This is a genomic window from Rhizobium sp. PRIMUS64 (assembly GCF_023006465.1).
Classification (GTDB): domain Bacteria; phylum Pseudomonadota; class Alphaproteobacteria; order Rhizobiales; family Rhizobiaceae; genus Rhizobium; species Rhizobium leguminosarum.
The window spans coordinates 1-12,422 of the sequence record NZ_JALBGX010000176.1 but is presented as its reverse complement, the minus strand read 5'-3'; the positions used below and the strand labels follow the sequence as shown (position 1 = coordinate 12,422).

Genomic DNA, 12,422 nt, shown 5'->3' with positions numbered 1-12,422 from the left:
CATGGTCTTGAACGAGGTGGTCAGCATGACGAAGAGCGGCATCAGATAGAGGACGGCAAAGACCAGCAGCAGGCCGTAGATGACGGTGCGGCCGATCCAGCGGGTGTTGTTGTTGCCGCTCTGCGAGGTTGCTATCGGAGAGGTCACGCTGCTCATCGCGCCTTCTCCTTCAGTTCGGAATAAAGATAGGGAACGATGATTGCCGAGATCGTCATCAGCATGATGATGGCGCTGGCCGAACCGACGGCCATCTCGTTGCGCTTGAAGGTGTATTCATACATGAAGTTCGACGGCAGCCAGGCCGAGCCGCCGGGGCCGCCGGAGGTCAGCGCCACCACCAGGTCGTAGGACTTGATCGCCATATGGGCGAGCACGATAAAGGCCGACAGGAAGATCGGCCGCAGCAGCGGGATGACGATGCGCCGATAGAGCTGGAAGGCGGAAGCGCCATCGATCTGGGCGGCCTTCATGATCTCGCCGTCGATGCCGCGCAAGCCGGCCAGGAACATCGCCATGACGAAGCCCGACGCCTGCCAGACGCCGGCGATGACGACGGTGTAGATGACGAAGTCCTTGTTCTTGATCCAGTCGAAGTGGAAGCTCGTCCAGCCAAAATGGTGCAGCGTCTGTTCCAGCCCGAGGCCGGGATCGAGGAACCATTTCCAGGCAACGCCTGTGACAATGAAGGACAGCGCCATCGGATAGAGGAAGATCGGCCGGAGCAGCCCCTCGCCGCGGATCTTCTGGTCGAGCAGGATGGCGAGGAACAGGCCGAGCGCCAGGCAGATGCCGACATAGAGGAAGCCGAAGATCGCCATGTTGGTGATCGAGGTGTACCAGGAAGATGGCGGATCGCTCTCGAAGGTCCAGCGCCACAGCCGCTGATAGGCGCGCGCGCCGGTCAGCGCATAGGAGGGAAAGGTCTTGGAATTGGTGAACGACAGATAGGCCGTCCAGACGATGAAGCCGTAGACGAAGATGATGGTGATGACGAAGCTCGGCGCCAGCACGATCTTCGGCAGCGCATCCTGCAGCCGGCCTCTCAACGAGATCGCCGTCGATTGCCTCGGTGTCAAAACCGGATCGGTGGTCGCAACGGTGCTCATGGAATGTCATCTCCTCCCCAAAATCGGCCCCGCATGATCGTCCCTGCATGATCGGCGCGGAGCCTGAAGCCTCCCCGCAAGCAGGCGGGGAAGCATTTTTAGTCGACAGTGGCCTCAGCGGGCGTCGTCGATTGCCTGGACGAGCTGCTTGACGGCTTCGTCGGAGGTCTTGATCTGGCCGTGGACGAACTTCGAGACGACATCCTTATAGGCATTGGCGATGGCCGGAGGAGCGCCGTAGCCTTGCGCCAGCGAGCCGAACAGCGTGCCGCCTTCGTTGGCTGCCTTCAGGTCGGCGATGCCCTTCTTGCCGCAGGCGTCGAAGTCGGTGTCGGGAACGTCGGTACGGGCCGGCACCGAACCCTTGACGACGTTGAAGGCCGACTGGAAGCTCTTCGACAGCGTTGCCGTTGCCAGCGCCACCTGGGCAGCCTTGCGGTCGTCGGGGACGTTGAACATGCCGAACATGTCGGAGTTGTAGACCACGCTGCCGTCGGTGCCGGGGAAGCGGTAGCAGAGGAAGTCGGTATCCGGCGTCTTCTTGGCGGCGACGAATTCGCCCTTGGCCCAGTCACCCATCACCTGCACCAGCGCGTCACCCTTGATGACCATGGCGGTCGCCAGGTTCCAGTCGCGGCCCGAGAAGTTCGGGTCGACATATTTGATGATCGTCGCCAGATTGTCGAAGGACTTCTTCATCGTGTCGGACTTCAGCGATTCCTCGTCGAGGTCGTTGAAGGCCTTCTTGTAGAACTCCGGACCGCCGGTCGACAGCACGATGGAATCGAACATCGTCGCTTCCTGCCAGTTCTGGCCGCCAAGGGCGAGCGGGATGACGCCGGCGGCCTTGGCCTTGTCGAGCAGTGCGATCAACTCGTCGAAGGTCTTCGGCTGGGTGCCGCCGATCTTGTCCATCACAGCCTTGTTGATCCACAGCCAATTGACCGAGTGGACGTTGACGGGAGCAGCAACCCACTTGCCGTCATAGACCGAGAACTTCTGCAGCGCTGCCGGAACCGACTTGTCCCAGCCTTCCTTCTTCGCCGTCTCGGTCAGATCACCCATGACGCCGGCCTGGGCATAATCGAGCACGGTATAACCGAGCATCTGCGAGGCCGTCGGATAGGTGCCGGCCGCGACCATCGCCTTCAGCGCCGTCATCGCCGCATCGCCGCCACCGCCGGCAACCGGAACGTCCTTCCAGGCAAAACCTTCCTTCGAAAGATCCTGCTTCAATACGTTCAGCGCCGCTGCCTCGCCACCAGACGTCCACCAATGCAGCATCTGCACTTCCTTCACGTCGGCGGCATGGGCAGCACTGAGGCCAGCCATCATCACGACAGCAATAGCTGCCGAGCTCAAAAACTTGCGCATGAATTTCCTCCCATTTGCAAATCGGCGGCGGGACCCTCCCTGCCGCCCGATGCTTCCCGCCATTGCAGCAGTCAGCATACGGCCGCACTCCTCCGCGCGGTTGACAATTTAAAACGTTATAAGCCTCCTGTCGTCAAGCCCTTTCTCGACTCTCGAGAAAAATATGGTTATTTCCGTAAGTTACTGAATATAATTCATATTTAATCCGTGACTAACAGAACGTTAAAATTTAAAACGTTTTCATTCGTCGATTGCACGCCGGATTCATCGTGTTATGGTATCGGCAATTCCAGCATGGAAAGCCAAGGGTGACCGAACCGTCCCGACCGCAGCGCGGCGAAAATCTCGATATCACGCATAAGCGCGGCAAGCCGACCTTGCGAACGATCGCCACGATCGCCGGCCTTGCCGTGACGACGGTGTCACGGGCGCTTTCCGATGCGCCGCAGATTTCGCTCGAGACCCGTCAACGCGTGCACCGCATCGCCCGCGAGATCGGCTATCTCCCTGACCGGGCCGCGCAGCGCCTGAAGACCGGCCGCACCAATGTCATCGCTATCCTGCTCGATTCGCACGAGGAAGTGGTCGGCTTCAGCACCTCGATCATGTACGGCATCGCCAAGGCGCTGAAAGAGACCTCCTACCATCTTGTCGTCGCCCCGAACTTCCTGTCGACGACCGATATCGAGGCCGCCGAATATATCATCCGCAATCACCTCGCCGACGGGCTGATCTTCACGCGCACCGAACCGCTCGATGCCCGCGTCCGCCTGCTGCTCGAGACCGGCTTTCCCTTCATCTGTCATGGCCGCACCGAATATTCGACGCCTCACCCCTATGTCGACTACGACAATTTCACCTTTGCCTATGAGGCGACGCGCCGGTTGATCACCAAGGGCCGCAAAAAGGTGGCGGTGATCCTGCCGCCGAAACGGCTGACCTTCTGCCAGCATATCCTGCATGGCTTCATGACGGCGGTGCGGGAGGCGGGCATCGCCTATGAGATCCCCGAGGCAGTCGATCTCGATACGCCAGCAGGCGTGCTGCGCGACTTCATCAGCAGTCGCGCTGCTGCCCCGGATGCTCCGGATGGCTTCATTTGCCCCGGCGAAGTTTCGGCGCTTGCCGTCATCAGCGGCATGAGCGATGCCGGCCGCATACTCGCCGTCGATTACGATATCGTCGCCAAGGAGACGTCCCGCCTTCTCAGCCAGTTGCAGCCGAAGGTCGACACGATCCACGAGGACCTGACGGCGGCCGGCGAGGATCTGGGACGCATGCTGCTGCAGCGCATCAACAATCCGGACGCCCAGGATCTGCAGCTTCTTCTGCCGCCGCAGATCAACTTTCCGATCGGTTAGGCTACCCGGCTGTGGGGAGCGTTGGCATCAGACCCAAAAGCCATGAAAACCCCAGTGAAATCAACGACATCTCATTCCGAAATGACGCTCACGCTTCAAAACTGTTTCCATGACGCGTGATTTGTCCTAGAAGCACCGCGTAATCCGGTCGCAGCCCACCCGGTCAAAACAAGGGATCCAAAATATGAAAACCATCGTCGTCTGCTCAGGCGGACTGGACTCCGTTTCGCTTGCCCACAAGGTCGCGACGGAAAAGCAACTTATCGGCCTGGTCTCATTCGACTACGGCCAACGGCATCGCAAGGAACTCGACTTCGCCGCCAGCTGTGCCTCACGGCTCTCCGTTCCCCATCATATTATCGACATCGCCAGCATCGGCGGTCATCTCAGCGGATCGGCCCTGACGGACAATGTCGAGGTTCCTGATGGCCACTACGCCGAGGAGACCATGAAAGCCACCGTCGTGCCGAACCGCAATGCCATCATGCTGGCAATTGCGTTCGGTCTGGCTGCGGCGCAAAAGGCAGATGCCGTTGCCGTCGCCGTGCATGGCGGCGACCACTTCATCTACCCGGACTGCCGACCGGGCTTCATCGATGCTTTCCAGCGCATGCAGAATGAAGCGCTGGAAGGTTATGCCAGCGTGAAACTGCTTGCCCCCTATGTCGATGTTTCCAAAGCGGCGATCGTTGTTGACGGCGCGAAACACGGCACGCCGTTTTCGGAGACCTGGTCCTGCTACAAAGGCGGCGAGCTTCACTGTGGACGCTGCGGAACCTGCGTGGAACGCCGTGAAGCTTTCCATCTTGCCGGTGTTCCCGATCCCACGGAGTACGAAGACCGCGATTTCTGGAAAGCGGCCGTGTCGCGATACTCGGTCACGGAGGTGCGTTGATGTACCGCATCACCAAGGAGTTTCATCTCTCCGCCTCCCATCAATTGGATCACCTGCCTGCCGACCATCAATGCGCTCGGCTTCACGGTCACAACTACATCGTCATCGTCGAACTGGCTGCGGAAAGCCTGAATGATGATGGCTTCGTTCGTGATTATCACGACCTCTCGCCACTCAAGCGCTATATCGACGAAACATTCGATCATCGTCACCTGAACGACGTCTTCGGCCATTCGAAAGTCACCTCGGAATTTCTGGCAAGGCACTTTTACGACTGGTGCAAGCAGCGCTTTCCAGAGACCTCATCCGTTCGCGTCAGCGAGACCCCCAAAACCTGGGCGGAGTACAGGCCGTGAGCGTGGGGAGCATTCGCGTCAGCGAAATCTTTGGCCCGACCATACAGGGTGAAGGTGCCTTGATCGGGCTGCCGACGGTGTTCGTGAGGACAGGCGGCTGTGACTTCAGGTGTTCCTGGTGCGACAGTCTTCACGCGGTCGACAGCGCGTTCCGGGATCAATGGATTCCCATGTCCACTGAGGCGGTCTGGCATAAGGTCACGGAACTCTCGGGGGGCAAGCCCCTGACGGTTTCTCTCTCCGGAGGCAATCCGGCGATACAGCCCTTAAGGCCATTGATCGAACTCGGCCATTCCCAAGGATACCGCTTTGCACTGGAAACACAGGGAAGTGTGGCCCAGGCTTGGTTTCGCGATCTCGATATCCTGGTCATCAGCCCCAAACCGCCATCAAGCGGAATGCTGACGGACTGGGACCAGGTGGATCACTGCCTTCAATTGGCCGCCGGCGGACCGGAGGTCGCATTGAAGATTGTCGTCTTCGACGATGCCGACTACGAATTCGCCCAGCGCGCGGGTCGGCGCTATCCCCAAATTCCCTTGTTCCTTCAGCCCGGCAATCATACGCCGCCGCCGCCCGATGACGAGGACGCACGCATTGATATCGACGGCGTGATGGATCGGATGCACTGGCTTGTCGAAAGGGTGACGGCCGACCAATGGTTTGCGGTACGCGTACTACCCCAACTGCATGTGCTGCTCTGGGGTAACAAGCGAGGAGTATAAGTTTCTAGCGCTCCGGAAAGGCGAAGACATCGACCGGCTCGCCGAGCCCGCGCAGCGGGAAGGTGCCGAGGCTGTCCATGTCTTTCGCGCAGTCCGCCATTTCGACAAAGGCCCGCGACAAGAGTACCGGACGCTTGACCTCCTTAGTCAAGGTTTCAAGCCGCGAGGCGACATTGACCGCCGGGCCGATGACGGTGAAATCCAGCCGCCGGCGCGAGCCGATATTGCCGTACATGACGTCGCCGACATGCACGCCGACGCCGTAGCGCAGCGGTTCGCGTCCGTTGCCCGCATACTGCTGGTTCAATTGCGCCATCAGCGCCTGCCCTTCGCGGATCGCCTGCAGCAGATCGTGACAGGCCGTGTCCTTGCTCAGCGGGAAGATCGCCAGCAATCCATCGCCCATGAACTTCAGGATTTCTCCGCCATACCGTTCGATCGGATCCGACATGGCGTCGAAGTAATCGTTGAGCAGATGGATGACATCGTCACGCGGCCAGAGATCGGAAATCTCAGTAAAGTCGCGCAGGTCGCAGATCATGATTGCCGCACCGACGGTCGCGCCGCTGCCGCGCGTCGTGACGCCCGACAGGATCTGTTCGCTCGCATGCGGTCCGACATAGGTCTGCAGCAGCGTGCGCGCCATGATGTTCTTCAACCGGATTTCGCTGACGAGGGTCAGTGCCGGCAGCAGATCGCGCAGGAAATCGACATGCTCGTTCGTAAAACCGCCCGGCCGGCTGGTGGAAAATGTCGCGACGTGCCGTTTGCCGAAAGTGTGCTCGACTGGCCAGGCGATATACTCCGTGAGACCGTCGTCGCGCAGTTCCTGATAGAATGAATCCTCGTCGTCGGCTGTATCTTCCAGCTGTTTGCGCACCTCCTCCGCCCCCTGATGGATCGCGTTGACGGGACTCTTCAGGAACTCCGGCGTATTTTCGATACCATAGGCAAATGTGTTGATCTTCGCCTCGGCCAGGCCTTCCTTCCAGAGGATGCGGGCGCCAATCCATTGCGGATGGTTCATCCTGAAATGCAATGTCGCCCGCGCCACCGGCACTCCTGATGCCAAAAGCTTCTCGCACATCTCCACCAGGATATTGTCGATGAACCGCTCGCCGCGCGTCTCGTTCACCAGCCAGTCGAGAATCCGTCTTCTGCGGACCGGCCAGACGCCTTCGCCCGCCTCGACGGCAGTCCCGGCCTTGCTCAAAAAAGACGACATCAAAAACTCCCGCTACGCCACGTCACAGGCGAGGACCAAATTTAGTTTCCGCTGAATGTGGGCGATGAGAGAGCAAATGATAAGAGGGAGACTGCGATCAAGCCTCAGAAATCCCAGTCCTCGTCCTCGGTCGCGACAGCCTTGCCGATCACATAGGAGGAACCGGAGCCGGAGAAGAAGTCGTGGTTCTCGTCGGCATTCGGCGAAAGCGCTGACAGGATTGCCGGATTGACCTTGCACGCCTCACCCGGGAACAGCGCCTCATAGCCCAGATTCATCAGCGCCTTGTTGGCATTGTAGTGCAGGAATTTCTTGACGTCCTCGGTCAGCCCGACGCCGTCATAGAGCGCTTCGGTATATCTAGCCTCGTTGTCATAGAGCTCGAGCAGCAACTCGAAGGCGAAATCCTTGATCTCCTGCCTTCTCTCCTCACCGAGCCGCTCCAGCCCGCGCTGGAACTTGTAGCCGATATAATAGCCGTGCACCGCCTCGTCGCGGATGATCAGTCGGATCATGTCGGCCGTGTTGGTGAGCTTGGCGCGGCTCGACCAGTACATCGGCAGGTAGAATCCGGAATAGAACAGGAAGCTTTCGAGGAAGACACTCGCGACCTTCTTCTTCAGCGGATCGTCGGAGCCGTACTGCTCCATGATCAGCGCCGATTTCCGCTGCAGGAATTCATTCTCCTCCGACCAGCGATAGGCATCGTCGACGTCAGGCGTCGAGCACAGCGTCGAGAAGATCGAGGAATAGGAGCGCGCATGCACCGCCTCCATGAAGGAGATGTTGGAAAGTACCGCCTCCTCATGCTGCGTCACCGCATCCTCCATCAGCCGGATGGAACCGACGCCGTTCTGGATCGTGTCGAGCAGCGTCAAACCGGTAAAGACGCGAATGGTCAGCTGCTGCTCGACCGGCGTCAGCGTCGCCCAGGACGGAATGTCGTTCGAAAGCGGCACCTTTTCCGGCAGCCAGAAATTGCCGGTGAGCCGGTTCCAGACTTCGAGATCCTTATCGTCCTCGATGCGGTTCCAATTGATGGCGCGCACGCGGGACGCAGGTTTGATTTGCATGTTCATCGGGTGGTCCTTTTCGGGCGTCAGCGTCTGCATGGCGAAGGGAACTGCGGAACCCTCCCGCTTCTTGCAGCGTCAGCCGCAATCAAATCATAAGGTGCAGGATACGCAGCCCTGCACCTCGGTGCCGGACAGCGCCATCTGGCGAAGGCGGATGTAGTAGATCGTCTTGATGCCCTTCTTCCAGGCATGGATCTGCGCCTTGTTGATGTCGCGCGTCGTTGCCGTGTCGCGGAAGAACAAGGTCAGCGACAGGCCTTGGTCGACATGCTGGGTCGCCGCCGCATAGGTGTCGATGATCTTCTCCGGCCCGATCTCGTAGGCATCCTGATAATAGTCGAGATTGTCGTTGGTCATGAACGGCGCCGGATAATAGACGCGGCCGATCTTACCTTCCTTGCGGATTTCGATCTTCGAGACGATCGGATGGATCGAGGAGGTCGAGTGGTTGATATAGGAGATCGACCCCGTCGGCGGAACCGCCTGCAGGTTCTGGTTATAGAGGCCGGAGGCCATCACCGCCTTCTTCAACGTGGCCCAATCTTCCTGCGTCGGAATGTGAATGCCTGACGTCTCGAACAGCGCCCTGACCGTCTCCGTCGCCGGCTCCCAGAGCTGCTCTGTATATTTGTCGAAATAGTCGCCGGAGGCATATTTCGAATTCTCGAAGCCCTTGAAGCTCGTACCGCGTTCGACCGCCAAAAGGTTCGAGGCGCGGATTGCGTGATAGGTCACCGTATAGAAATAGATATTGGTGAAATCGACGCCTTCCTCGGAGCCGTAGAAGATACGCTCGCGGGCGAGATAACCGTGCATGTTCATCTGGCCGAGGCCGATCGCATGGCTCTCGTCATTGCCCTTCTCGATCGAGGGAACCGAGGAAATGTGACTCATGTCGGAAACGGCTGTCAGCGCCCGGATCGAGGTCTCGATCGTCTTGCCGAAATCGGCCGAATCCATTGCCGCCGCGATATTCAGCGAGCCGAGATTGCAGGAAATATCCTTGCCGAGATGCTTGTAGGAAAGGTCGTCATTATATTCGCTCGCCTCGCTCACCTGCAGGATTTCCGAGCATAGATTGCTCATCGAAATACGCCCGGCGATCGGGTTCGCCCGGTTCACCGTGTCCTCGAACATGATGTAGGGATAACCGCTCTCGAACTGGATTTCGGCAAGCACCTGGAAGAATTCGCGCGCCTTGATCTTCTTCTTCGAAATGCGGGCATCCGCCACCATCTCGCGATATTTTTCCGTCACCGAAATCTCGGTGAAGGGCACGCCATAGACGCGTTCCACGTCATAGGGCGAGAACAGATACATATCCTCGTTGTTCTTGGCGAGCTCGAAGGTGATATCGGGCACAACGACGCCGAGCGACAACGTCTTGATGCGGATCTTCTCGTCGGCATTTTCGCGCTTGGTGTCGAGGAAGCGCATGATATCGGGATGATGGGCATTGAGATAGACCGCACCCGCGCCCTGCCGCGCCCCGAGCTGGTTGGCATAGGAGAAGCTGTCTTCGAGCAGCTTCATCACCGGGATGATGCCCGAGGACTGGTTCTCGATATGCTTGATCGGCGCGCCTGCCTCGCGGATATTCGTCAGCGACAGCGCCACGCCGCCGCCGCGCTTCGACAATTGCAGCGCCGAATTGATCGAGCGGCCGATCGATTCCATATTGTCCTCGACGCGCAGCAGGAAGCAGGAAACCAGTTCGCCGCGCTGCTTCTTGCCGGCATTGAGGAAGGTCGGCGTCGCCGGCTGGAAACGGCCGGAAATGATCTCGTCGACCATGTCGCGCGCAAGGCCTTCGTCGCCGCGCGCCAAGGCCAGAGCCACCATGCAGATGCGGTCCTCATAGCGCTCGAGATAGCGCTTGCCGTCGAAGGTCTTCAGCGTATAGCTGGTGTAATATTTGAAGGCGCCGAGGAAGGTCGGGAAACGGAATTTCTTGGCATAGGCCTGGTCGAACAGATCCCGCACGAAATTGAAGGAATACTGGTCGAGAACCTCCTGCTCGTAATATCCCTCGGTCACGAGGTAATCGAGCTTTTCCCTCAGATTGTGGAAGAACACCGTGTTCTGGTTCACATGCTGGAGGAAATATTGCTTGGCCGCCAAACGATCCTTGTCGAGCTGAATCCGCCCCTCATCGTCATAGAGGTTCAGCATCGCGTTCAGCGCGTGATAGTCGAGGGTTTCGGCTGCCTTCGGCGGCCTTTCCCCGGCGGGCTGAGCAAAAGTTTGATGCGGTTTTGCGCCCGCATCCCGCGTCAGGTTTGTTCCCGTGTCCAAAATCGTTCCATTCCGTGTTTGACCTTGGCGACGTCGTCTTCGGTACCCATGAGCTCGAACCGGTAAAGGTACGGCACCTGGCATTTCTGCGAGACCACGTCGCCGGCGAGCCCGTATGTCTCGCCGAAATTGCTGTTGCCCGCGGCGATCACGCCGCGGATGTGTCCTCGGTTTTCCGCATCGTTGAGGAAACGGATCACCTGCTTGGGAACGGCACCCTTGCCGCCGTCGCCGCTATAGGTCGGCACGATCAGCACGAAGGGTTCGCGGATATGGAACGCGTCTGCGCCACCTGGCGGAATGCGCGCCGCGCGCAGACCGAGCTTGGCGACGAACCGATGGGTGTTCTCGGATCGGCTGGAATAATAGACGATCAGGCCCATCGCTTGTCCTCAGGTCAGGAGAGCGCGCTGATCATGTCGGGACGGAAGCCCGCCCAATGCTGCTCGCCGGCGATGACGACAGGCGCCTGCATGTAGCCGAGGCTGCGGACGCGATCGAGCGCTTCGGCATCCTGCGAGATATCGACGATGTCATAATCGACGCCCAGACGGTCGAGGGCGCGGTAGGTGGCAGTGCACTGGACGCAGGCAGGCTTGCTGTAGACGGTAATGGTCATGATATTCCTCGTGACGATGCGATTGGGCGCAGGACATCGATCGGAAATCTGTCGATATCCGTCGAAAAATTCTCTGATGATTTTGAGCTGTGCGGCTGTTTAGCCGCTGGGCGTACTCCGCCCTCTACCTCTAGTGGGTGGCGGCCTGAACTGAAATTCTGACATGACTTCACCCCGAAGTGGCTCATGCGGAGGTTCGGGCCTGCGAAACGCGATGCGGAGATTCCCCGCAGCCATGCAACGCGACCTTCCGGACACCCCGCCCGTGGACGTTTCGTTCGAGGCAGGTCTCCTGGCTCACGGGTCAAAGCGCCTGCCCAGCCTTCCCGGAGCATCATGCTCCAGTGACCTGAAATCGGACAGTTGCTCGCCGCTTACAGTTGCGGGGGCAGCCCCGGCATTGCCGCGCCATGATGGCGAAGCGCACCGAATTCCCGTCTTAGCCGCCGATCCTCACGAATCGACGGAACCTCGAACACTAGATATGGTACGCGAATCGATCATGACGTCAACAAGTTGTTGTGGCGGCGCAGCAATGGCGGCAACGAATCGCCGCGCTGTGTATGATGTGGATAACGAAGCGTTAACGGAAAAGCGCTGTGGAGAACCCATCATAAAAAGAGCCGGCAGAAGCCGGCTCCTCAAACGACATTCATATTTTTATCCGAAGCAACCGCAGTGCATTGATCGTCACCAGCACGGTGGCGCCGGTATCGGCAAGAATCGCTGGCCAGAGCCCGGTGATCCCTGCGATCGTCGTCACCAGAAACACCGCCTTCAGCCCGAGTGCGATGGTGATATTCTGCAGGATGTTGCGCATCGTGCGTTTGGAAAGTTCGATCATCCGCGCCACGTCGCCAACGCGTCCGTGCAGCACGGCAGCATCCGCCGTCTCCAGCGCCACATCGGTGCCGCCGCCCATGGCGATGCCGATATCGGCAGCGGCCAGCGCCGGAGCATCGTTTATGCCGTCGCCGACCTTGGCGACGATGAAGCCCTGGCGCTTCAATTCACCGACGACCCGCTGCTTATCCTCCGGCATCATCTCGCCGCGCCAGTCGATGCCGAGCATGCCGGCAACGGCTGCTGCCGTCCGCTTGTTGTCGCCCGTCAACATCATCGCCTTGACGCCTGCTGATTTGAGCGCAGCGAGCCCGGCCTCGGCATCCTCACGCGGCTCGTCACGCATGGCGATCAGGCCGGCCGCAACACCGTTGACGAGCAGTACCGACACGCTCTTGCCCTCGTCGTTCAGCGCCGTGATGCGTGCATCCTGTTCCACGCTGAGCGTCCCGCGCTCGCGGGCGGCAGGCGGCGACAGCAGATCCAGCGCCTCACCGCCGACTTTGCCGCTGACACCCTTGCCCGGCAGCGCTTCAAGCTCGAAGGC

Annotated in this window: 12 protein-coding genes, 1 pseudogene and 1 riboswitch; of the genes and pseudogenes, 4 read left to right on the top strand and 9 right to left on the bottom strand. The window is 59.5% G+C overall.

The window, feature by feature from the left end:
* The 3 genes and pseudogenes from MOV76_RS35460 to MOV76_RS35450 all read right to left on the bottom strand — a co-directional run.
* Window positions 1–156: pseudogene (locus MOV76_RS35460) on the bottom strand (carbohydrate ABC transporter permease); the annotation flags it as partial.
* Window positions 153–1,106, bottom strand: coding sequence for a carbohydrate ABC transporter permease (locus MOV76_RS35455; protein WP_065277141.1), 954 nt, complete (start codon window positions 1,104–1,106; stop codon window positions 153–155). The pseudogene MOV76_RS35460 and the gene MOV76_RS35455, both read right to left, overlap by 4 nt.
* A 114-nt stretch (window positions 1,107–1,220) precedes the next feature.
* Window positions 1,221–2,480, bottom strand: coding sequence for an ABC transporter substrate-binding protein (locus tag MOV76_RS35450; RefSeq protein WP_047623007.1), 1,260 nt, complete (start codon window positions 2,478–2,480; stop codon window positions 1,221–1,223).
* 308 nt (window positions 2,481–2,788) lie between these two features.
* Here MOV76_RS35450 and MOV76_RS35445 point away from each other — a divergent pair, with 308 nt between their 5' ends.
* The 4 genes from MOV76_RS35445 to queE all read left to right on the top strand — a co-directional run bounded on the left by MOV76_RS35445 (window position 2,789) and on the right by queE (window position 5,817).
* A complete protein-coding gene (locus tag MOV76_RS35445) occupies window positions 2,789–3,841 on the top strand; it encodes a LacI family transcriptional regulator (RefSeq protein ID WP_018446447.1) in 1,053 nt (350 codons plus the stop codon).
* 184 nt (window positions 3,842–4,025) lie between these two features.
* Complete coding sequence (gene queC / locus MOV76_RS35440) at window positions 4,026–4,736, top strand: 7-cyano-7-deazaguanine synthase QueC (protein WP_247266283.1); 711 nt, start codon at window positions 4,026–4,028, stop codon at window positions 4,734–4,736.
* Complete coding sequence (queD, locus tag MOV76_RS35435; RefSeq protein WP_018446446.1) at window positions 4,736–5,092, top strand: 6-carboxytetrahydropterin synthase QueD; 357 nt, start codon at window positions 4,736–4,738, stop codon at window positions 5,090–5,092. The genes queC and queD overlap by 1 nt, the downstream gene beginning before the upstream one ends.
* A complete protein-coding gene (gene queE, locus MOV76_RS35430) occupies window positions 5,089–5,817 on the top strand; it encodes a 7-carboxy-7-deazaguanine synthase QueE (RefSeq protein ID WP_018243695.1) in 729 nt (242 codons plus the stop codon). Before queD ends, queE begins: the two co-directional genes overlap by 4 nt.
* A 4-nt stretch (window positions 5,818–5,821) precedes the next feature.
* Here the strand turns inward: queE and MOV76_RS35425 are convergent, their stop codons facing one another.
* The 6 genes from MOV76_RS35425 to MOV76_RS35400 all read right to left on the bottom strand — a co-directional run.
* Window positions 5,822–7,042 carry an adenylate/guanylate cyclase domain-containing protein gene (locus tag MOV76_RS35425; RefSeq protein ID WP_018243696.1) on the bottom strand — a complete coding sequence of 407 codons (1,221 nt, stop codon included), beginning with the start codon at window positions 7,040–7,042 and terminating at the stop codon, window positions 5,822–5,824.
* 104 nt (window positions 7,043–7,146) lie between these two features.
* On the bottom strand, window positions 7,147–8,121 hold the full coding sequence (gene nrdF, locus MOV76_RS35420) for a class 1b ribonucleoside-diphosphate reductase subunit beta (protein WP_247266282.1): 975 nt from the start codon (window positions 8,119–8,121) through the stop codon (window positions 7,147–7,149).
* An 87-nt stretch (window positions 8,122–8,208) separates the two neighbouring features.
* A complete protein-coding gene (gene nrdE / locus MOV76_RS35415) occupies window positions 8,209–10,413 on the bottom strand; it encodes a class 1b ribonucleoside-diphosphate reductase subunit alpha (protein ID WP_247266281.1) in 2,205 nt (734 codons plus the stop codon).
* Complete coding sequence (gene nrdI / locus MOV76_RS35410) at window positions 10,392–10,796, bottom strand: class Ib ribonucleoside-diphosphate reductase assembly flavoprotein NrdI (RefSeq protein WP_018243699.1); 405 nt, start codon at window positions 10,794–10,796, stop codon at window positions 10,392–10,394. The genes nrdE and nrdI overlap by 22 nt, the downstream gene beginning before the upstream one ends.
* A 14-nt stretch (window positions 10,797–10,810) precedes the next feature.
* Window positions 10,811–11,032 (bottom strand): glutaredoxin-like protein NrdH, encoded by a 222-nt coding sequence (nrdH, locus tag MOV76_RS35405; protein ID WP_018243700.1) that lies wholly within the window; start codon window positions 11,030–11,032, stop codon window positions 10,811–10,813.
* A 264-nt stretch (window positions 11,033–11,296) separates the two neighbouring features.
* Window positions 11,297–11,521, bottom strand: a riboswitch (cobalamin riboswitch).
* 163 nt (window positions 11,522–11,684) lie between these two features.
* Window positions 11,685–12,422: HAD-IC family P-type ATPase (locus MOV76_RS35400; RefSeq protein WP_247266280.1), on the bottom strand; the 738-nt coding region annotated here is incomplete at its 5' end.

Excerpts from the sequence above, each read along its gene's own strand:
- nrdF (WP_247266282.1), bottom strand. The coding sequence starts at position 8,121 with ATGAACATGCAAATCAAACCTGCGTCCCGCGTGCGCGCCATCAATTGG.
- queD (WP_018446446.1), top strand. The coding sequence starts at position 4,736 with ATGTACCGCATCACCAAGGAGTTTCATCTCTCCGCCTCCCATCAATTG.
- nrdH (WP_018243700.1), bottom strand. The coding sequence starts at position 11,032 with ATGACCATTACCGTCTACAGCAAGCCTGCCTGCGTCCAGTGCACTGCC.
- MOV76_RS35455 (WP_065277141.1), bottom strand. The coding sequence starts at position 1,106 with ATGAGCACCGTTGCGACCACCGATCCGGTTTTGACACCGAGGCAATCG.
- MOV76_RS35425 (WP_018243696.1), bottom strand. The coding sequence starts at position 7,042 with ATGTCGTCTTTTTTGAGCAAGGCCGGGACTGCCGTCGAGGCGGGCGAA.
- queC (WP_247266283.1), top strand. The coding sequence starts at position 4,026 with ATGAAAACCATCGTCGTCTGCTCAGGCGGACTGGACTCCGTTTCGCTT.
- MOV76_RS35450 (WP_047623007.1), bottom strand. The coding sequence starts at position 2,480 with ATGCGCAAGTTTTTGAGCTCGGCAGCTATTGCTGTCGTGATGATGGCT.
- nrdI (WP_018243699.1), bottom strand. The coding sequence starts at position 10,796 with ATGGGCCTGATCGTCTATTATTCCAGCCGATCCGAGAACACCCATCGG.